18 protein-coding genes are annotated in these 18,603 nt (G+C 65.0%); 11 read left to right on the top strand and 7 right to left on the bottom strand.

What is annotated here, in order from left to right:
- The first annotated feature begins 21 nt into the window (after nucleotides 1-21).
- The 4 genes from BGI01S_RS21625 to BGI01S_RS21610 all read left to right on the top strand — a co-directional run bounded on the left by BGI01S_RS21625 (nucleotide 22) and on the right by BGI01S_RS21610 (nucleotide 3,455).
- The gene (locus tag BGI01S_RS21625) at nucleotides 22-1,095 is read left to right on the top strand and encodes an ABC transporter ATP-binding protein (protein WP_042328062.1); all 1,074 of its coding nucleotides are present in this window, start codon (nucleotides 22-24) and stop codon (nucleotides 1,093-1,095) included.
- A gap of 74 nt (nucleotides 1,096-1,169) precedes the next feature.
- Nucleotides 1,170-1,994 (top strand): transporter substrate-binding domain-containing protein, encoded by an 825-nt coding sequence (locus tag BGI01S_RS21620; protein WP_042328061.1) that lies wholly within the window; start codon nucleotides 1,170-1,172, stop codon nucleotides 1,992-1,994.
- A gap of 43 nt (nucleotides 1,995-2,037) precedes the next feature.
- A complete protein-coding gene (locus BGI01S_RS21615) occupies nucleotides 2,038-2,796 on the top strand; it encodes an amino acid ABC transporter permease (RefSeq protein WP_042328060.1) in 759 nt (252 codons plus the stop codon).
- Nucleotides 2,797-2,798: 2 nt separating this feature from the next.
- Nucleotides 2,799-3,455, top strand: coding sequence for an amino acid ABC transporter permease (locus tag BGI01S_RS21610; RefSeq protein WP_042328058.1), 657 nt, complete (start codon nucleotides 2,799-2,801; stop codon nucleotides 3,453-3,455).
- A 130-nt stretch (nucleotides 3,456-3,585) separates the two neighbouring features.
- Here the strand turns inward: BGI01S_RS21610 and BGI01S_RS21605 are convergent, their stop codons facing one another.
- The 3 genes from BGI01S_RS21605 to BGI01S_RS21595 are packed head-to-tail and all read right to left on the bottom strand — an operon-like array spanning nucleotide 3,586 to nucleotide 7,622.
- Nucleotides 3,586-4,890, bottom strand: a complete 1,305-nt coding sequence (locus BGI01S_RS21605; protein WP_042328057.1) for a c-type cytochrome — start codon at nucleotides 4,888-4,890, stop codon at nucleotides 3,586-3,588.
- Between the two features lie 13 nt (nucleotides 4,891-4,903).
- Entirely contained in the window at nucleotides 4,904-7,165 is a 2,262-nt protein-coding gene (locus BGI01S_RS21600) for a xanthine dehydrogenase family protein molybdopterin-binding subunit (protein WP_042328055.1), read from the bottom strand.
- 1 nt (nucleotide 7,166) lies between these two features.
- The gene (locus tag BGI01S_RS21595) at nucleotides 7,167-7,622 is read right to left on the bottom strand and encodes a (2Fe-2S)-binding protein (RefSeq protein ID WP_042328054.1); all 456 of its coding nucleotides are present in this window, start codon (nucleotides 7,620-7,622) and stop codon (nucleotides 7,167-7,169) included.
- Nucleotides 7,623-8,085: 463 nt separating this feature from the next.
- Between BGI01S_RS21595 and BGI01S_RS21590 the strand changes: the two genes are divergently transcribed.
- Nucleotides 8,086-8,484 carry a hypothetical protein gene (locus tag BGI01S_RS21590; RefSeq protein WP_042328053.1) on the top strand — a complete coding sequence of 133 codons (399 nt, stop codon included), beginning with the start codon at nucleotides 8,086-8,088 and terminating at the stop codon, nucleotides 8,482-8,484.
- Between the two features lie 421 nt (nucleotides 8,485-8,905).
- Nucleotides 8,906-9,724 (top strand): alpha/beta fold hydrolase, encoded by an 819-nt coding sequence (locus tag BGI01S_RS21585; protein WP_042328052.1) that lies wholly within the window; start codon nucleotides 8,906-8,908, stop codon nucleotides 9,722-9,724.
- Nucleotides 9,725-9,734: 10 nt separating this feature from the next.
- On the opposite strand, the gene BGI01S_RS21580 is transcribed toward BGI01S_RS21585, so the two are convergent.
- Nucleotides 9,735-10,664, bottom strand: coding sequence for a peptidoglycan DD-metalloendopeptidase family protein (locus BGI01S_RS21580; protein ID WP_042328051.1), 930 nt, complete (start codon nucleotides 10,662-10,664; stop codon nucleotides 9,735-9,737).
- A gap of 608 nt (nucleotides 10,665-11,272) precedes the next feature.
- The gene (locus tag BGI01S_RS21575; protein WP_042328050.1) at nucleotides 11,273-11,689 is read right to left on the bottom strand and encodes a hypothetical protein; all 417 of its coding nucleotides are present in this window, start codon (nucleotides 11,687-11,689) and stop codon (nucleotides 11,273-11,275) included.
- 137 nt (nucleotides 11,690-11,826) lie between these two features.
- Here BGI01S_RS21575 and BGI01S_RS31190 point away from each other — a divergent pair, with 137 nt between their 5' ends.
- Nucleotides 11,827-12,393 (top strand): hypothetical protein, encoded by a 567-nt coding sequence (locus BGI01S_RS31190; RefSeq protein WP_232624463.1) that lies wholly within the window; start codon nucleotides 11,827-11,829, stop codon nucleotides 12,391-12,393.
- 36 nt (nucleotides 12,394-12,429) lie between these two features.
- Here BGI01S_RS31190 and BGI01S_RS21565 read toward each other — a convergent pair whose 3' ends face one another.
- Nucleotides 12,430-13,590: a porin gene (locus BGI01S_RS21565; RefSeq protein WP_042328047.1), complete on the bottom strand. Its 1,161-nt coding sequence runs from the start codon at nucleotides 13,588-13,590 to the stop codon at nucleotides 12,430-12,432.
- Nucleotides 13,591-14,215: 625 nt separating this feature from the next.
- Between BGI01S_RS21565 and BGI01S_RS21560 the strand changes: the two genes are divergently transcribed.
- From BGI01S_RS21560 to BGI01S_RS30345, 3 genes are all read left to right on the top strand, one after another.
- On the top strand, nucleotides 14,216-15,322 hold the full coding sequence (locus BGI01S_RS21560) for an OpgC domain-containing protein (RefSeq protein WP_042328046.1): 1,107 nt from the start codon (nucleotides 14,216-14,218) through the stop codon (nucleotides 15,320-15,322).
- Nucleotides 15,323-15,499: 177 nt separating this feature from the next.
- Nucleotides 15,500-16,372 (top strand): alpha/beta hydrolase, encoded by an 873-nt coding sequence (locus tag BGI01S_RS21555; protein ID WP_042328045.1) that lies wholly within the window; start codon nucleotides 15,500-15,502, stop codon nucleotides 16,370-16,372.
- Between the two features lie 28 nt (nucleotides 16,373-16,400).
- Entirely contained in the window at nucleotides 16,401-16,556 is a 156-nt protein-coding gene (locus tag BGI01S_RS30345) for a hypothetical protein (protein ID WP_157004246.1), read from the top strand.
- Nucleotides 16,557-16,618: 62 nt separating this feature from the next.
- Here BGI01S_RS30345 and BGI01S_RS21550 read toward each other — a convergent pair whose 3' ends face one another.
- Nucleotides 16,619-17,701 (bottom strand): AI-2E family transporter, encoded by a 1,083-nt coding sequence (locus BGI01S_RS21550; protein ID WP_042328044.1) that lies wholly within the window; start codon nucleotides 17,699-17,701, stop codon nucleotides 16,619-16,621.
- A 343-nt stretch (nucleotides 17,702-18,044) separates the two neighbouring features.
- On the opposite strand from BGI01S_RS21550, the gene BGI01S_RS21545 reads away from it, so the two are divergent.
- The gene (locus BGI01S_RS21545; RefSeq protein ID WP_042328115.1) at nucleotides 18,045-18,329 is read left to right on the top strand and encodes a DUF3331 domain-containing protein; all 285 of its coding nucleotides are present in this window, start codon (nucleotides 18,045-18,047) and stop codon (nucleotides 18,327-18,329) included.
- Nucleotides 18,330-18,603 lie beyond the last annotated feature (274 nt).

The following is an 18,603-nucleotide window of genomic DNA, read 5'->3' as shown; positions in this document are numbered from 1 at the left end:
GCCACTTTGCCGGAGCCCCCGATGACCCATCTGACCTTGCAGGCCGTGACTCGCCGCTTCGGCGCCGCGCATGCCGTCGACAATGTCGACCTGAGCGTACCCGACGGCAAGCTGGTCTGCTTTCTCGGCCCGTCCGGCTGCGGCAAGACCACGCTGCTGCGGATGATTGCCGGGCTGGAGACGCCGAGTTCGGGCAGCATCCATTTCGCCGGCCGTGACATCACGCAACTGCCGGCCAACCAGCGCGACTTCGGCATGGTGTTCCAGTCCCTCGCGCTGTTTCCGCACATGACGGTCGCGCAGAACGTCGCGTATCCGCTGAAGCTGCGCAAGATGGCGAAGGCCCGGCAAACGAGCCGCGTCGCCGAACTGCTCGATCTGATCCAGTTGCCGCACATGGCGAACCGGCCGGTCACGCAACTCTCCGGCGGCCAGCGTCAGCGCGTGGCGATTGCGCGCGCGATCGCGTCGCAACCGAAACTGCTGCTGCTCGACGAGCCGCTGTCCGCGCTCGACGCCAAGCTGCGCGAAGCGATGCAGGTGGAAATCCGCCTGTTGCAACAGCGTCTGGGCATCACGACGATCATGGTCACGCACGATCAGCGCGAAGCAATGACGATGGCCGATGAAATCGTCGTGATGGAAAAAGGCCGCATCGCGCAGGTCGGCAAGCCGCTCGATATCTATCGCGATCCGGTCAGCGAGTTCGTCGCCGACTTCATCGGGCTCGGCAATATCCTGCCGGTCGCGTACGATGGCGCGGGCGGCGTCAGCCTGCCGGGCGGCCGGCGCATCGCCGTCGCGCAAAGCGCAAGCGCGCCGGCGTCGGGCACCGACGTCCGTCTGTTGATCCGCCCGGAAGATGTCTGCGTGAAGCAGGCCTCCGAGGTCCCCGGTCCAAACCGGCTCGCCGGCACCGTCACGTTCATTCGCGACGTGGGCGCGTCGCTCGAGGCGACCATCGATTGCGCCGGCTTCACGCTGACCGCCGCGACCACGCCGCGCGAAACGCCGGGACTCACGCTCGGCATGCCGGTGCTCGCGGAATTGCCACCGCACGCGTGCAAGCTGATCGCCGCGCGCGCCACGCACTGAGCCTGGCTTTTGCGCCCACTTTTCCGCAACCATTCCAATAACGACGTACCGACCTTCTCGACCAAGGAAACACCATGAATCAGCGCCCCGTTGCTCACTCGCAGACCCGCCGCGTGTTCGCCACGCTTGCCGCGACGCTCGCCTTCACCGGCCTCGGTGTGTTGTGCGCCTTCCCGTCGGCCGCGCGTGCCGACGCAATCGACAACATCGCGAAGTCGGGCACGGTGCGCATCGGCGTGTTCATGGACTATCCGCCGTTCGGCTCGATCGGACCGGACATGAAGCCGATGGGCTACGACATCGACGTCGCGAACCTGATCGGCAAGGCGCTCAACGCGAAGGTCGAACTCGTGCAGGTGACCGGCGACAACCGCATGGCCTACCTCGCCGACCATAAGGCCGACATGCTGCTGTCGGTCGGACAGACGCCGGAGCGCGAAAAGGTGATCGACTTCTCGCAGCCTTATGCGCCCTACTACCTCGCCGTGTTCGGCCCGAAGTCGCTGCCCGTGAAGAACGCCGCCGACCTCGCCGGCAAGTCGATCTCGGTCGCGCGCGGCACGCTGGAAGACCTGAGCGTGACGAAGATCGCACCGCCCACCGCCAACATCAAACGTTTCGACGATCCGAACGGCGCAATTTCGGCGTTTCTTTCTGGTCAGGTACAGTTGATGGTGGTCGGCAACGACGTCGGCGCGACGATTCTCGCGCGTCATCCGGCCAACGATCCGGAGCAGAAGTTCTCGCTGTTCAGCTCGCCGGATCACGTCGGCCTGAACAAGAACGAACCGCGCCTGAAGGCGAAGGTCGACGAGACGATTGCCAAGGCTCGCAAGGACGGCACGATGAACGCGATCTCGCAGAAGTGGCTGCGTGCGCCGCTGCCGGCCGAGCTCTAAAACCCTTCGCACAGAGGTTGATCATCACGATGAGCGCCACGACATGACCTACGCGTTCGATTTCAGCGGCTTCGACCTCTATGCGGGGATGCTCGTGCGCGGCGCCGCCGTGACGCTCGGGCTCACCGCCGTCTCGACCGTGCTCGGCGGCCTCGTCGGCATCGGCGGGGCGAGCATCGCGGTCGCCGGGCCGAAGTGGGCGCGCTGGCTCGTGGCGAGCTACGTCGAACTGATCCGCAACACGCCGTTCATCGTGCAGTTGTTCTTCGTGTTCTTCGGCTTGCCGAGCCTCGGCATTCATATCGACGAAGTCCAGGCCGCGATTCTGGCGATGACGGTGAATCTCGGCGCGTACGCAATCGAGATTGTGCGCGCCGGCATCGATTCGATTCCGCGCGGCCAGGTGCAGGCGGCGCAGGCGCTCGGTCTGCACGGCCGGCAGGTGTTCCGCCATGTCGTGCTGCCGCAGGCGATCGCCAACGTGTTTCCCGCGCTGCTGAGCCAGGTGCTGATCGTGATGCTCGGCTCGGCGGTCGTGTCGCAGATCTCGGTGCCCGATCTGACCTACGCGGCCAACTTCATCCAGTCGCGCAACTTCCGTTCGTTCGAGAGTTACGTGATCATCACCGCGGCCTATTTGCTGATGTCGATCGTGTTGCGGCAACTGATCAACCGCTTCGGACGCGGTCTGTTCGCGGGCCGTGCCGCGCGCGGCAACAACCAGGGCAACGACGGCGCGCCGCGTAACTGGCGCAGCCGCCTGATGTTGCGCGGCACCCGCACCCTGCCGACGGAGCGTTGATCATGATCGAATTCACGCTGTGGGACATCGCCCGCAATCTGTTGCTCGCCGCCCGCTGGACGGTGCTACTGTCGCTGATCGCGTTCGTCGGCGGCGGCATCGTCGGGTTGGTGCTGCTAGCGATGCGCGTGTCGCCGACCGCCTGGCTGCGCCGCATCGTCGTGCTGTACGTGGAAGTGTTTCAGGGCACACCGCTGCTGATGCAGCTGTTCCTCGCGTTCTTCGGTCTGCCGCTGCTCGGCGTCGACGTGTCGCCCTGGGTCGCGGCGACCGTCACGTTGACGCTTTATACGAGCGCGTATCTGGTCGACATCTGGCGCGGTTGCGTCGAAGCCGTGCCGCGCGGACAGTGGGCCGCGGGTGCGAGTCTCGGCATGACATTCGGCCAGCAGTTGCGCTACATCGTGTGGCCGCAGGCACTGAAGATCGCGGTCGCGCCGACGGTCGGCTTTCTCGTGCAGGTGGTCAAGAGCACCGCGCTCGCGTCGATCATCGGCTTTACCGAACTGACCAAGACCGGCACCATGATCACCAACGCCGCGTTCCGTCCGTTCCCGATCTACGGCATGGTCGCGATGATTTACTTCGCGATGTGCTTCCCGTTGACGTGGTACGCACGCGTGCTCGAAAAGCGGCAAAAGGTCGGCCAGCATCGTTGAGGCGATGGTGCGATGCGTTGCCTCGCGGCACGTGACGCGCCAGTAAAAAACGGCAACCGCGCGCTCTGCACGGCTGCCGTTTTTTTGCGCCTGCCGCCACAGCAAATTCTGGCTAACGCCGTGCTGCCGCTTAACGCGCCGCCTGCGTCGACTTGCGCAGCTTCGCCACCTCGGCCGCCGACACCGCCGGTGCGCCGTTGTTCCAGCCGGCCCGTACGAAGGTCAGCACGTCGGCGATCTGCTGATCGTTGAGCACCGGCGCGAACTTCGGCATCGGAAAGGCCGCGGGCACGCCGCCGACGACCAGATCGCCGGTCCCGTTCAGCGTGACGTTGATCAACGACGACGCGTCCTTCTCCAGCACGTTCGGATTGCCGGCCAACGGCGCCATCATCGGCGCGAAGCCGCGGCCGTCGGCGCCGTGACAATGCATGCAATACGCGGTGTAGACGCGCGCGCCCGCGTCGTTCGCCGGACGGTTCAGCGACACCTTCGTCTTCTGCGGATCGTACGCGTAAGCCGGCGCGCCGTTGCCGCCCGCCGGCGGCAGCGACTTCAGATACGTCGTCATCGCGGCGATGTCGGCATCGGTCATGCCCTGCGTGCTGTTGTTGATCACGCTGGTCATCGAACCGAACGCCGACGCGTGGCGATTCGCGCCGGTCTTCAGAAACGCGTGCACGTCCTCGTCGTTCCAGCGACCCAGCCCGACGTTGTGCTCGCCGGTCAGGTTCGACGCGAACCAGCCGTCGAGCAGGCCGCCGGTGAGGAACGCGCTGCCGCTTTCATCGAGCGCCTTCTCCTGGAACGCGATGCCGCGCGGCGTATGACACGACCCGCAGTGCCCGAGTCCCTGGATCAGATACGCGCCGCGATTCCATGCGACGTCCTTGCCCGATTTGTCCTGATAGGCGCCCTTCTGGAGGAACGCCATGTTCCAGAACTTCAGCGGCCAGCGCATGTTCAATGGCCACTTGATGTCCGACTCGCGATTCGCCTGCTGCACCGGCGCGACGCCGCTCATGAAGAACGCGTACAGCGCTTTCATGTCGTCGTCGTTGATCTTCGCGTACGACGGATACGGCATCGCCGGGTACAGGTTGTGGCCGTCTTTCGCGACGCCTCCGCGCATCGCCCGCGCGAAGTCCTCTTCCGTGTAGCTGCCGATGCCGGTCTGCGGGTCGGGCGTGATGTTGGTGGTGTAGATCTGGCCCATCGGCGTCGACATCGGCAGGCCGCCCGCGAACGGCTTGCCCTTCGGCGCCGTGTGACAGGCAACGCAATCGCCGACCTTCGCCAGATAGGCGCCGCGTTGCAGCAGCGCCGGGTCCGCCGCGTGAGCCGGGGCAGGCGCAGCCGCATAGGCGCCCATTTGTGCGATGAACGGCAGCGCCATGCACAGCGCCGCGCTGAAACCCTTCAGTGTGTTTTTCATGGTCGGGCTCCGGTCAGGCGGTTTGCAGTTGGCTGCCGACCGGCAATTGCCGCAGCCGCTTGCCGGTGGCCGCGTAAATTGCATTGGTCAACGCGGGCGCGAGCGCCGCCGTGCCGGGTTCGCCGATACCGCCGGGCGCCTCGCTGCTCTTGACGATATGCACGTCGATCGGCGGAGTCTGGTCGATCCGCAGCATCCGGTAGTCGGTGAAGTTGTTCTGCTCGACGCGGCCGTCCTTGATCGTGATCTCGCTATAGAGCGCCGCCGTGATGCCGAAGATGATGCCGCCCTGCACCTGCGCTTCGATCGTGTTCGGATTGACCACCATCCCGCAGTCGACCGCGCATACGACGCGCTTGACCGCGACCTCGCCCTGATCGACGGCGACATCGACGACGATCGCGAAGAAGCTGCCGAACGCGTGCATCACCGACACGCCGCGCCCTTGCCCTTTCGGCAACGCGCTGCCCCAGCCCGCCGCCTGCGTGGCGGTGTTCAGCACGTTCAATGCGCGCGGGGTTTTGCCCAGCAGGTCCTGCCGGTACTTGACCGGGTCGATCTTCGCCTGAGCGGCGAGTTCGTCGATGAAGCTCTCCACCACGAAGGTGCCGCGCGTCGGCCCGACGCCGCGCCAGAATGCGGTGGGCACCGCGTGCGGTTCCTGGCGCACGTAATCGACCAGCTGGTTCGGCAAGTCGTACGGCAGGTCCGACGCCACTTCGACCGCGTCCGGGTCGAGCCCGTTCTTGAATGCGGGCGGCGCGAAACGCGCCATGATCGACGACCCGACGATGCGGTGCTGCCACGCGACCGGCTTGCCGTTCGCGTCGAGCCCCGCCGAGATCTTGTCGTAATAGTACGGCCGGTACATGTCGTGCTGGATGTCTTCTTCGCGCGTCCACAGCACCTTCACCGGCGTCGAGACCTGCTTGCCGACCTTGACCGCCTGCGTGACCATGTCGAACTCGAGCCGCCGCCCGAAGCCGCCGCCGATCAGATGGTTGTGCACGACGATCTTGTCGGCGGGCAGGCCCGTGACCGCGACGGCTGCGTCCACCACTCGCGTGGGCACCTGCGAACCGAGCCACACATCGCAGCCGTCGGCGCGCACGTGGACCGTGCAGTTGATCGGCTCCATCGTCGCGTGCGCGAGGAACGGCTGCTGGTACACCGCGTCGACGCGCGACTTCGCATTCGAGAACGCGTTGGCGACGTCGCCCTCTTTGCGCGCGACCGCGCCGTTGCGTTGCGACGCATTGGCGAGATCGTCGACGATCTGCTTCATCGAAATGTTCGCGCCCGCGCCTTCGTTCCACTTGATGTCGAGCGCCTGCAGCCCGCGTCTTGCCGCCCACGTGTGATCGCCGATCACCGCGACCGCGTTATCGATCTTGACGACCTGGCGCACGCCGGGAATCTTCTTCGCGTTGGTATCGTCGACGCTTGCGAGCGTGCCGCCGAACACCGGGCAATTCGCGATCGCCGCGTAGACCATGTCGGGCACACGCACGTCCAGTCCGAACTGCGCGGTTCCGTCCACTTTCTCCGGCGAGTCGAGACGCTTCACCGGCGTGCCGATCAGTTTGAAATCCTTCGGGTCTTTCAAAGGCACGTTCTGCGGCGCGGGCAGTTTCGCGGCGGCCTCGACGAGCTGGCCATACCCGATGCTGCGATTGCTGGCCGCGTGAATCACCTGCCCGCCCTGCGCGTGACAGCTTGCCGGCTCGACCTGCCATTGCTGCGCGGCCGCGTCGATCAACATCGCGCGCGCGGTGGCGCCGGCGCGGCGCATCGGCTCCCACGCAAAGCGGATCGACGTCGAACCGCCGGTGAGCTGGCCGCCGAGCAGCGGGTCCATGAAGAGCTTTTCGTTCGGTGGCGCGTGATCGAGTATGACCGCGTCGAGCGGCACTTCGAGTTCTTCGGCGATCAGCATCGGGATCGACGTATAGACGCCCTGGCCCATCTCGACCTTCGGAATCACCAGCGTGACCTTGCCCGCCGTATCGATCTGGATGAACGCGTTCGGCGCGAACACGCCGCTTTGCGGCGCTTCGATCGCATCGCCGCCGACCACCGATTTGCCGGCCTTCTGATCCTGGCTCGCGGCCGGCATGCTGAAGCCGAGCAACAAACCGCCGCCGGCCGCCGCGCCCACCGTCACGCTGAATTTCAGGAAGGTCCGGCGTGAGATGCCACCTGCGCCACCTGCACCACCCGCGTCCCCTTTCGAAGACTCCGCTCCATTCTGTGCATCGAGCAATCCCTGGGACATATCAGACTCCCTTCGCGGCTTGCTTGATCGCCGCTCGGATGCGGTTGTACGTCCCACAGCGGCAGATGTTGCCCGCCATCGCGGCGTCGATGTCCGCGTCGCTGGGATTGGGGTTGCTCGCGAGCAGCGACGCCGCCGACATCACCTGCCCCGACTGACAGTAGCCGCATTGCACGACGTCCAGTTGCCGCCATGCCTGCTGCACCTTCTGCCCCGCGGGCGTGCTGCCGACCGCTTCGATCGTGATGACTTTCCGGTCGCCGACCGCCGCTGCCGGGAACACGCACGAGCGCACCGCGACGCCGTCGAGATGCACGGTGCATGCGCCGCATTGGGCGATACCGCAACCGAACTTGGTGCCGGTCAGCCCGACGAGATCGCGCAGCACCCACAGGAGGGGCATGTCGGGTGGCGCGTCGACGGTGTGAGTCTGACCGTTGATGTTGAACGTTGTCATGAGCGGCTCCGGGTGGGGATTATTGTTTATGAGGCTGTTTAGACAGAGACGTCGAACCAAAACGCAAAGACTTGCCGCGTTTATTCGACAAGCCAGGCTAATACGCGAGGCGGCCGGCTTGCGATTGACTTGCGCCTGACTCGCGCCGGCAACGGCAGATGATGCGCGGCGCGTAGGCGCCGGAACGGACTCACAAATTGTAGCCGTGGAAAAAGAAATTCGCCGTGAGGCTCGCGCGGCTGGCTCGCGAGAGAGGCCTTGCAGGCGCGTGAGACGAGCTTGAAACGGGCATCGAATCAATGTGTTAGTCGTGGCGTGTTGACTCGCGTCGACGCGTTTGGCACACGCACGTGATCTGATGTTCGGTCGATGGCCAATCAATGTCCGATCAACCGGGAGCGATTTTGTTAGCATGAGCCGATTGCCGGATCGATCCGGCCAGACCATGCGAAGGAGCAGAACTATGAACGACCAGCAATGCACTCAATTCCTCTCGGACATTCGCCGGCCCCTGCTCGCGCTGCACAAGGCCATACTCGACCACGAACGCGCGGCGTATGAAAAGGAATTCGGCCCGGTGACGCCCGCAGCGTTTCTGCAGGTGCTCATCAACGGCTCGGGGTTTCGCTGGCTCACGCCGCTGTCGACGGTGATTGCGAGCGTCGATGAGATCCTCGACGACAAGGAAGCCGACGCCGCCGACCGCCTCGCCGCACTTGAAGCGGTGACCGGTCTCTTCTCGCCCGATCAGCCGCAGAACCAGTTCTTGCCGCGCTACCTGCCGCTGTTGCAAGCCGACCCGGCGATCCTGCATCACCACGGCCAGGTGTCGCAACTGTTGCGCGGCGCTCAGGCGAAGTAAAACGCTGCATCGCGGCGCGCGCATCTCATTGCGATGCGCGCGCCGCCTCCCGGATTTCCTCACCATTGAAAAACCGGCTTCCGGTGGGTTCACAACGACGCCGAGCGCTCCACTCGAACGTCGCATGCACGCGTAGCCGACCGATTACGTTCGTTACGCGACTGCGTCCCGTACAAATACCCGTTATTTCAAGCCTATTCCTGCCCGATTCGTAAGAGTGCGGATTGCGAACGATGCGCGCCCGTCATTCGAACGGTCCTGCAAACGCGTCGTTCATCAATTTGCCTGGCGTTGCTGAACAAAACAAAGGTGAGCTTCTGCGGGAGCCGCGCAGAGCCACCTACGAAAAGGCGCGCTGCACGTTGCGCATTCGGCTGCTAAGGTAAGCGGATCTTCATGCGACGCTCCTCGGCTCATCAACATGCAAACCTGGCCGCTATCCGAAACCTATACCTTCCGCGATCAAACCGTGCGCTACCACGTGACCGGCAACGGTCCGCCGCTCGTGCTGATTCACGGCACGCCGTTCTCTTCGTATGTGTGGCATCGCATCGCCGCGCATCTCGCGCAGACGCGCACGGTTCATTACTACGATCTGCTTGGCTATGGGCAATCGGAGCAGCGCGACGGACAGGACGTGTCGCTCGGCGTCCAGAACGTGTTGCTCGCGGAACTGCTCGCGCATTGGAAGCTGCCGAGCCCTGATGTGATCGCGCATGATTTCGGCGGCGCGACTTCGTTACGCGCGCATCTGCTGAACGGCTGCGAGTACCGCAGTCTCACGCTGATCGATCCGGTCGCGGTTGCGCCGTGGGGTTCGCCGTTCGTACGGCACGTGCGTGAACACGGCGACGCGTTCGCGGGACTGCCGCCTTATATTCACGAAGCGGTGGTGAAAGCGTATGTGCGCGGTGCGATCGCCCGCGAGATTCCGGACGACGAACTCGCGCCGTACGTGACACCGTGGCTCGGCGCTGCCGGACAAGACGCGTTCTATCGGCAGATCGCGCAGATGGACCAGCGCTACACCGACGAAGTCGAAGCGCGTTATCCGCAACTGCGTTGCCCGGTGCAGATTCTGTGGGGAGAAAAGGATCAGTGGATTCCGCTCGAGCGCGGACGGCAACTGGCCGCCGCGATTCCCGCGGCGCGCTTTCAGGCGGTCCCGAACGCGGGCCACCTCATGCAGGAAGATGCGCCGGAGGCGATCGTCGCCGCGGCGCTGCGCTGCTTCGTCTGACCGCGCGCGATTAACCGCGCCCTTGCGGCAGATAAGGCATGGGATCGACCGGCTTGCCGTCACGGCGCAGCTCGAAGCCGACGGACACGCGCGAGTTGTTTTCATCGCCCATCTCGGCGATCTGCTGACCTTGCCGGACGACGTCGCCGATCTTGACCAGCAGCTTGCGGTTATGCGAGTACGCGGTCAGAAAGTCCTTGTTGTGCTGGACGATGATCAGGCTGCCGTAGCTGTTCAGACCCGTGCCGGCGTACATCACCCGGCCATCGGCGGCGGCGCGCACCGGATCGCCCGGCTTGCCGCCGATTTCGATTCCGCGCGTTTCGCCAGGCTGGAATGCTTCGACGACGCGACCGCCCGCGGGCCACACGAGCGCGACGCCGCTGGCGTGCCGCGCGGTTTGCTGCACGACTTCGCGCGCCTCTTCGGCGGTGGGCGCGCCTGACGCGGACTGCGCCTGGCCCGATGCGCCCGCCGGCTGGGTCGCCAGCGAAGCCGCCGGCACGGCGCCCGCCGCGGCCTTCGCGGCATTGGCAGCGTTCACCGCCCGCACCGTTTCCGGCGACGCAACGCGCAGCACCTGCCCGTGCTTCAGCCGCGACGACGGCTTCAGGCCGTTCCACGCCTGCAACTGTTTGACGCTGCAATGATGATGCTGCGCGATGCGCGACAGCGTGTCGCCACGCTTGACGCGATAGACGAGCGGTGGTGACTTTTTAGGCAGCGTGCCGTCGTCGGTGCTGCTCGCGATGGGCGCGCGCGCCAGCGCCGGATCGACAGCCGCTGCGCTCGTCGCCTGCACGCCAGAAGCCGCGTTTGGACTTGCCGCCCCGCCGTTCTGCGCGTCCTGTTGTCCCACGTTCGCACACCCGCTGACCGCCAGCGCGACCCACACGCCGGCGAGACCGGCCTTCATCGTTCTGTCGAAACGCTTTGTCATCTTTTGTTCGACTCCTGCTTTATATGCGCGGGACGGATGCCGCGATGTCGCGTGCGAGGCGCGGTCTCACGCCGCGCGGCCCGCGTCGCGACAGGGCGAGGCCGCCTCGTGCGGCGCTCATCGCGTGCCTGCCGATCGATCCAACCCTTGCCACTTATCGGGCGGCCCGGCGCCCGGTCTCACGGGACAGCCGGCACCGAACGCGGAGGGCCAGATTGCTGATTAAAATTCCAGCGGAATTGTAAAGGCCGTTTTAATAAAAACGCCCGTCTCGAACACTTCGATACAAACATTACTTAGGTATTGCCGGCATACGTTGCGGCTGCAACGAATAGCGGTGGCGTGGGGTCGCGCGAATGTGCGGCGAGGCCACGAGGCGCGGTCGCTAACGCGGCAAGCCGCTCGTTGCGTCCGGCTTGCGCGCACCTGCGCGCAGACCCGCCGCGCCCGCGTCCCCGGGCCCGTGTGAATGTCCGCGTACGCAAGCATCGCCAGCCATGACCATCGCGCAACAGCGCGACGCGCTCGGCGCCCGGACGTTCACGTTTTCTTTATCGGCAGATCGTCGCGGAAACTTGAATCGGCGCGCGCGGCGGGAAAGACACCGCCTAGCTGTAGTACTCGCCGCCGTACTTCACATAGCCCACCGCATGATGCGTGAAGTGCAGCACCGGCAGCACCGGGTTGGAGTTGTCGGCGGTGGGATAGGCGCTCGCCTCGGAGATGTATTCGCCTTGCGCCTCGATCGGCTGCCCCGCCTGGAGTCCGGGGATTTCCTGCGCCAGTCCCTCGCTGTCGCCGAAACGCACGGCGACAAATAACTCGGTGCCGACCAGATTCTGCGTGCCGCCTTCGAACTTCAGCACCTTGTCGACCTTGATGACGAAGTGCTGGTGATTGGCGCCGTGGTGATTCTCCGGGCTGTCGAACACCTTGCCGATCGTGCCTTGCACGCAGGCGAGCGGCGCGCCTAGCGAATACACATAACGATGATGCGGAAGGATCAGTGTCGCGCGAATGCTCATGAAGTCTCCGTGAAAAAAAAGCGGGCTCGTCTACGGCAAACGTAAAAGACGCGGCTGTCCGGTGTCGACAGCGCGATACCGTTTGAGCGAGCCGTCGCGCGCGAGTTCAGTGCGCGGAGTCGGAGCGAACGCGTCGATTGAATGCGCGCAAGCCGCGCGCGTTGGCAGACGCGGTCCGCGCAGTTTTAAGAACCCTCCGATATGTCGCGCCGCCCGAAGTCAATACGCTTACGGGTCGCTTCGACGGCTGTCCCGACAGCATCGCCTTTCCCGGTTTTTCTCGGTGCCGGTGGCATCGAACGGCGCTCTTTTCCAGCAGCATCATTTTTTTCTTCGTCGGCCCGATACCGGCGACGAAGGCAACTGAGGTTCAAGTGGATTCTCTTAATACGGCGAGCAGGTTCATGGGCGGATTTCTCTTCGGCGCCCTGGTCGCTGCCGTCATGATGGTGCTAGTGTGCAACGCCGGTGAAGTCCTGCCGTTCATGGCGCGGCTGCATGCGTTGCAACAGCTGATCGTGGCCGCGCTCGTGGCGCTCGTGATCGTCGATGCAAAACCGCTCGCCTACAGGACCATCCTGAGCGAACGCCGTTGCAGCTTCGTGCTCGACGAAGACCTGAGCGCCACGTTGCGCGGCCGAACCTCAGGCGTGCCGGCCGGCGTGCTGGTCGGCATTCTGATTCAGAACTACGTGATGAACTGAACGCGGACGACACCGCGCATCCTGAAGCGGCGCATCCTAGAACTTATGCCGGATCGCCGCGCGCACCACGACCTGCCTCGACGTCGACGACGGCGCCTGGGTCCCCGGTATGAATGCGTAGTCCAGAATCGAATAGGTCAGATCGCCCGTCACCTGTTGATATTCGCCCTGGATATACACATCGGTGCGCTTGGACAGGTTGTAGTCCGCCATCAGGCCGAACGAGTGAATGCGCGGCTTCACGCCGCCGGTCGACGCGTCGAAGGTTTCCATCGTGTACACGTACTGCGCGCCGACGAACAGCATCGGCGAAATCTGGTACTTGCCGTTCACCTCGAAGTTCTGATACTTCAGCGAGTTCAGCAGCACACCAGGCGGCACAAGCGGTGTAATGCCGAGATAGCCGTTGCCGGTCGGATCCAGATAGTTCGAGTTGCTGTAGACGAAGCCCGCCGTCGCCGGACCGAAGGTGTAGGTGATGCCGCCGCCGAACACGCGCATGCGCGCCGCGATGAAATTGGCGTCGTTCGCGGTGATCGCTCCGTTCGAGCCGTTGCCGGGGTTGTCGGCCTGCAGGTAGGCCGCGGCCACCAGCAAGCCGCCATACACATATTGGCCGCCGATGCTGTACGCGCGATTGTTCGCGAAGCCGGTGTCGTTGCTGAAGCTGTAGGTGCCGCCGAACTGGAAGCCGGAAATCGACGGGCTCGTGTACTTGACGGTGTTGTCGAGCCGGAATGTGTTATCGGTGTTGTCGTTATCGAGCGGGTGCGAGAGCAGCGTGCCGCCCCAACTGCCGTTGGCCGTGGTCTGGGCCAGATAGTCGACCACCGAATCGTACTGACGGCCGAACGTCAACGTGCCATACGGCTGCGAACTGAGGCCCACGAACGCCTGGCGCCCGAACATCCGGCCGCCCTGCGCGAGCCGCCCGGAGTTCAGGTCGAAACCGCTCTCGATCTGGAACACCGCCTTCAGGCCGCCGCCGAGTTCCTCGGCGCCCTGGAGGCCCCAGCGGCTGCCTTGCGCGAACCCGCTCGCCAGTTCGTAGACGTGGCCGCGGCCGACATTGTTGGTGTAGTTGATGCCCTCGTCGATCACCCCGTATAGCGTGACGCTCGTCTGCGCGTCGGCGGACGCGGCAAAAGTGGCAGACGCAGCGGCAGAGACAGCCAGCGCGAACACTTGCTTGTTCATGAAGATCTCCCAGCACTCGAGTAATGGGACAACTCGATCCGGCCGCTTTTGTTTCTGGCGCTCTGTTGTGGCGCTTCGTTTCTGGCGTAGTGCTTCTTGCATTCTGCTTCTGATGTTCTGCTTCTGGCGCTTCGCTTCCGAGCGCTTCCCGGGCACTTTCGAGCGCGCCGCTTCTGCTTGCGCCGCGCTTTTGGAAATCCTCACACGCCGTTTACTGGCCGTCCATTGGGGGCCGCTTCGATATCTCAAAATGTTGCGAAATCTCCACTGCGAGCGACGGCCCCTTTTGTCCCGGCGCCCGTTCAGGTAGGCGCCGCCGCACGGCCGGCCCGGCTTCGGCGACGCTTTGCCACGCTCGTGCGATGCGCGGCCCGCAGCGGCTTGTCATCGAAAGAAATATAATCGGCGGCTTTTGCGGCGACGCAGCGGAACTCCGCGTCGTCGCCAGGGTCATTTTTACTGCCCCCTGACACCGCGCCTCGCGAGGCCGGTCGAACGCGGCGATGTGGGTTGCGCTATGAGTCGCGCACCCGCCGCAATACCCAAATCCAATTCCCAAGCCTTGTGAGACGCCTGACGCGCTGAATCAGCGCGCCGTCGCACGGGGCTGCTTTTGGCGCAAACAATGCAACCCTCACCCTCACGCCTGATCGAGCTGGACTTTTTTCGCGGCCTGGTCCTGCTGATCATCGTCGTCGATCACATCGGCGGCAGCATCCTGTCGCGCTTCACGCTGCACGCGTACGCGTTGTGCGATGCCGCCGAAGTCTTCGTGTTCCTCGGCGGCTTCGCCACGGCCACCGCGTATGTGACGCTCGCCGAACGGCGCAACGAGACGATCGCGCGCAGCCGCTTCCTGCGGCGCTCGCTGGAGATCTATCGTGCGTTCCTCGTCACCGCCGGGCTGATGCTGCTGGTCAGCGCCGTGCTGAGCGCGTTCAGCATCGACGGGCCGAATCTCGCGATCACCGATCTCGACGATCTGATCGCCACGCCCGCCGCCGCGCTGCGCGACATCCTGCTGTTCCGCCGCCAGCCCTACCTCGCCTCGGTGCTGCCGATGTACGCGTTCTTCGCGCTGCTGGTGCCGATGATCCTGCCGCTCGCGCGCAGCAAGCCGTGGCTGCTGCTGGCCGGCAGCGTCGCGCTGTGGGCCGGCGCGCCGGCGATCAACGCGTACCTGCCGGCCGCGCCCGACATGCACTGGGACTTCAACCCGTTCGCGTGGCAACTGCTGTTCGTGCTCGGCGTGCTCGCGCGTTGCCAGCCGGTCTATCAGCGGGTCAGCGCGCACCGCCTCGGCTGGATCGTCAGCCTGCTGGCGCTCGCGGTGGTCGCCGGCGCGGCCTACTTCAAGCTCATCATCGAACATGCGCCGCTCGACGCGAGCCTCAAGCAGAATCTGTCCTACCTGCGCGCGGGCAACTTCCTCGCGATCGCGTGGCTGGTCGCGAATCTGATCGAGCTCGGCTGGGCGAAGAAGCTCGCCCAATGGCTGCCGTGGGTCGGCGTGATCGGGCGCAAGGGGCTGCTGTGCTTCATCGCCGGCGCGGTGATTTCGCTGGTGGTCGACTCGGTGCTGTACGCGGCCACCGACGGCTATCTGAACTATCCGCTCGGGCTGCTCGCGGACGCGATCGCGGTGGGCGCGCTGTTGGCCGTCGCGCTGGGCGTGGAGCCGCTCAAACGCTGCGTGGGACGCTTCGCCGGCGCGCTGGGGATGTCGTCCTGAGCGACGGGCGCGCGCGTGACGGGCGTAGCTTGCCCTTTGCTCTTGTCCTGTCGCCCTGAGTCGCCTCCCACCCGCTTCGAATCAATCGCGATCGCCCTCCATTCAGCCTCAAATCGTCCGCCGATGCTGCTAGCATGACGGCCGCGCGCAAGCAGCGCGCGGGCTTCCTACACTGACATGCGTCTATTCCTACACTTCGCACTCGTCCTGCTATCCGTTGCCGTTGGCGCGCCGGCGTTCGCCAGCACCGTCGTCAGCCGCAGCTTCTATTCCGAGGCGCTCGGCCGCGACTGGAACTACACGGTCTATCTGCCGACCGGCTATCGCCAGGACGCCGCGCGCCTGCCGGTGCTGTATCTCCTGCACGGCAACAACGGCGACGCCAACGACTGGCTCACCCAGGGCCACCTGCAAGGCGCCGCCGATACGCTGATCGCGCGCAAGGAAATCCCGCCGGTCGTCATCGTGATGCCGCAAGGCGGCACCGACTGGTACGTCGATCGCAAGGAGAAGATGGAGAGCGCGTTCTTCGGCGATCTGCTGCCCGAGATCGAAACGCGCTATGCGGTGTCGACGCAGCGTGGCGCGCGGATGATTGGCGGGGTGTCGATGGGCGGCTTCGGTGCGCTGCGCTACGCGCTGACGCAACCGGAACTGTTCTGCGGCGCGATGCTGCTGAGCCCGGCGATCTACGCGAACGAGCCGCCGCGCGCGTCGGCTGCACGGCGGGTCGGCGTGTTCGGCGACCGGCAGTTCGAGCCGGGTGTCTGGCATGAACTCAACTATCCGGCGCAATGGGACCGCTACATGAGCCGCCCGTATCGCCTGCCGATGTTCATCGCCGCCGGCGACGACGACCTCGCGATCCAGGCCGACGCGTCGACGCTGTACACGCGTCTGCGGCTGGCGGGCAATCCGGCGGCGCTGCGGATCATCGACGGCGGGCATACGTGGGAAGTCTGGAGCGCGCTGCTGCCCGCCGCGTTGAAATACACGCTGGGCTGCGTGAAGCCGCCGGCGGTGGAGCATCCGTCGAATCAGCAGCCTTGAGTGGCGCCGACAGGCGAGCGACATCCGCGTGACGTCGTCGTTCGATGCGCTCGAGCCGGCCTGCGTGTCGATTACCGGGCTCGACGTATCGCGTTCGCTCGCAGCGCATCGCAGTGGCGCGCGTGCCGCGCCGGCGTCGTTCGGCGCGCGCAGTGTCTTGCCGAATTGGCCGACCGGCCGGTGAACCGGGTTAGCCGAATGCGCGTGGTTCCACCCGATCACGCGCCCGAAAAACCGTCCTGCCCGCTACCGCACGAGATCGGTCCACAGCACCATCAGCACTGTCATCAGCGCCGGGCCGATAAAGATACCGAGCAGCCCGAACGTCTCCGCCCCGCCGAGAATCCCGAACAGCACGAGCAGGAACGGCAGACGCGTCGAGTTGCCGATTAGCACCGGCCGCACGAAGTGCTCGGCGACGAACACCACGACCGAGCCGAACACCGCCAGCCCCACCGCCGCCGCCACCGAGCCTTGCGCGAGCAGCCACAACGCCGCGAGCCCGAACGTGATCGGCGCGCAGAACGGCAGCATCGCGGCAATCGCGGTGATGAAGCCGAGCAGTGCGACATGCGGCAAGCCGGTCACGAAATACGCGACGCCCAACAACGCGCCCTCGCCGAGTCCGACCACGACCAGCCCCGACACCGTGCCGCGCACTGCCGCGGCCATCCGTTGCAGAAGGTCGGCACCGTCATCGCCGAAAGCACGCCGCACCGCCTTGACCAACGAGCCCGACAGACGCGGCCCCGCCTGGAAAATCACGAACAGCGTGACCAGCATGAACGCGAACACCACGACCGCATGGAGCGCACGCGCGCCGAAGCGTCGCCCGAGCGTCATGACGGTGGGGTTGTGCAGGCCCTTCATGGCGGCCGAATCGCGCAGCGGTTGAGTGAGGTTGGCCTGCCACCACGCGGAAATCTGCGGCACGCCGAACGGCAGACGCTGAATGAAGTCGGGCATCGCGATGCCGGTCTCGCGCACCCCCTTGAACCATTCGTTCAGGTCATGCGCTTCGCGCAACGCCTGGGCAATGACGATGCCGACCGGCAGCACCACCAGCAACGCAATCGCGAGCGTCAGCATGGCCGCGATCAGCGTCGTGCGGCCGGTGAACCAGCGGTTCCCCTCGACCTTGCGCAACAGCGGCCACAGCGCGATCGCGACGACCCCGGCCCACGCGACCACCGCGATGAAGTCGCGCACGACCCACACCGCCAGCAGCACCAGCCCGATGTACAGCGCGAGTGAGGCCGCCTTCTGCTTTTTCAGGCGATCCGGCGGGACCGGCCGATCGGACGAGGTGTCGGGTGGACGTGAAATCATATGAGCTCTTCTCTTTTAGGATGTGCGCGAGCCGACCCGAAAAATCCAAACCCGCTACACTTGCAGCGCACGGCCGGTCGCCCATCGAGAACCACATCTTAAAGGAAGCACCGGCGCCCCTTGCAGGTGGCGCTTCCGTCGCGCTCCAGTCAACACTCCGTTGCAAAAATTCACACTATTAAAAATTTACATAATAACGGTCTCTAACGCCCGTCATTTCGGGCGATCGTGAATGTCAAGCGGCATTGTTGCTATTTGGAGAACAGTGTTTCAACCGCGGCACAATGGCTATCCGGCGCGCACGGGACTACATTCGGCCTTCCACAATACGGAGCCGATGATGATGACCTTAGAGTCCATCCCCCTTGACGGTACCAATGGCGTACGCATCGAAATTCTCGAGCGCTCCGACACGACGCTGGTGATCCGCTGGGTAGAGCCCGGGCGATGTCATTACGGCGAGCAACGCTGGCGGCGCCGGTCGGCGCATACGTCCGGCACCTGCGCGGTGTCGCGCCGCAAGATTCGCCGTGGCGACGCCGTGTTCAAACCCGCCGAACGGCCGGCGCCGTCGAATGCCTCCGCGATGATCTGCGCCGAAATCCTCGGTGCGCTGGCGGAAGCCTGACACTTCCCGCAGCCCGATTCCGCTGTCTCCCCGCGGAATGTTTTTTCTCCGACCTGTGATCTTTGCCGGCGTCGCGCGTCCCGCGCCGACGTACCCGGCAAACACCGCGCACCACACCGGGCGCCCCGCCCACCGCGTCGTACCGCGGCCCAAACGCCTCCGATTGCGGCCCTTCGCCACGTGCGTTAAGGTGGACCACGTTGCGACACGTCAGCCGCCCGCTTGCAGCGCGGCGGTATAGTCACCCGCTTTCCACCCACCGCGCCGCGCCCGC

Source organism: Paraburkholderia ginsengisoli NBRC 100965 (genome assembly GCF_000739735.1).
GTDB lineage: Bacteria > Pseudomonadota > Gammaproteobacteria > Burkholderiales > Burkholderiaceae > Paraburkholderia > Paraburkholderia ginsengisoli.
This window is presented reverse-complemented; position numbering and strand designations above follow the sequence as displayed.

Coding starts and splice junctions, on each gene's coding strand:
- BGI01S_RS21580 (WP_042328051.1), bottom strand. CDS start 10,664: ATGACAAAGCGTTTCGACAGAACGATGAAGGCCGGTCTCGCCGGCGTG.
- BGI01S_RS21550 (WP_042328044.1), bottom strand. CDS start 17,701: ATGATTTCACGTCCACCCGACACCTCGTCCGATCGGCCGGTCCCGCCG.
- BGI01S_RS21600 (WP_042328055.1), bottom strand. CDS start 7,165: ATGTCCCAGGGATTGCTCGATGCACAGAATGGAGCGGAGTCTTCGAAA.
- BGI01S_RS21555 (WP_042328045.1), top strand. CDS start 15,500: ATGCGTCTATTCCTACACTTCGCACTCGTCCTGCTATCCGTTGCCGTT.
- BGI01S_RS21565 (WP_042328047.1), bottom strand. CDS start 13,590: ATGAACAAGCAAGTGTTCGCGCTGGCTGTCTCTGCCGCTGCGTCTGCC.
- BGI01S_RS21615 (WP_042328060.1), top strand. CDS start 2,038: ATGACCTACGCGTTCGATTTCAGCGGCTTCGACCTCTATGCGGGGATG.
- BGI01S_RS21545 (WP_042328115.1), top strand. CDS start 18,045: ATGACCTTAGAGTCCATCCCCCTTGACGGTACCAATGGCGTACGCATC.
- BGI01S_RS21595 (WP_042328054.1), bottom strand. CDS start 7,622: ATGACAACGTTCAACATCAACGGTCAGACTCACACCGTCGACGCGCCA.
- BGI01S_RS21620 (WP_042328061.1), top strand. CDS start 1,170: ATGAATCAGCGCCCCGTTGCTCACTCGCAGACCCGCCGCGTGTTCGCC.
- BGI01S_RS21575 (WP_042328050.1), bottom strand. CDS start 11,689: ATGAGCATTCGCGCGACACTGATCCTTCCGCATCATCGTTATGTGTAT.
- BGI01S_RS21625 (WP_042328062.1), top strand. CDS start 22: ATGACCCATCTGACCTTGCAGGCCGTGACTCGCCGCTTCGGCGCCGCG.
- BGI01S_RS21590 (WP_042328053.1), top strand. CDS start 8,086: ATGAACGACCAGCAATGCACTCAATTCCTCTCGGACATTCGCCGGCCC.
- BGI01S_RS21560 (WP_042328046.1), top strand. CDS start 14,216: ATGCAACCCTCACCCTCACGCCTGATCGAGCTGGACTTTTTTCGCGGC.
- BGI01S_RS21605 (WP_042328057.1), bottom strand. CDS start 4,890: ATGAAAAACACACTGAAGGGTTTCAGCGCGGCGCTGTGCATGGCGCTG.
- BGI01S_RS21585 (WP_042328052.1), top strand. CDS start 8,906: ATGCAAACCTGGCCGCTATCCGAAACCTATACCTTCCGCGATCAAACC.
- BGI01S_RS21610 (WP_042328058.1), top strand. CDS start 2,799: ATGATCGAATTCACGCTGTGGGACATCGCCCGCAATCTGTTGCTCGCC.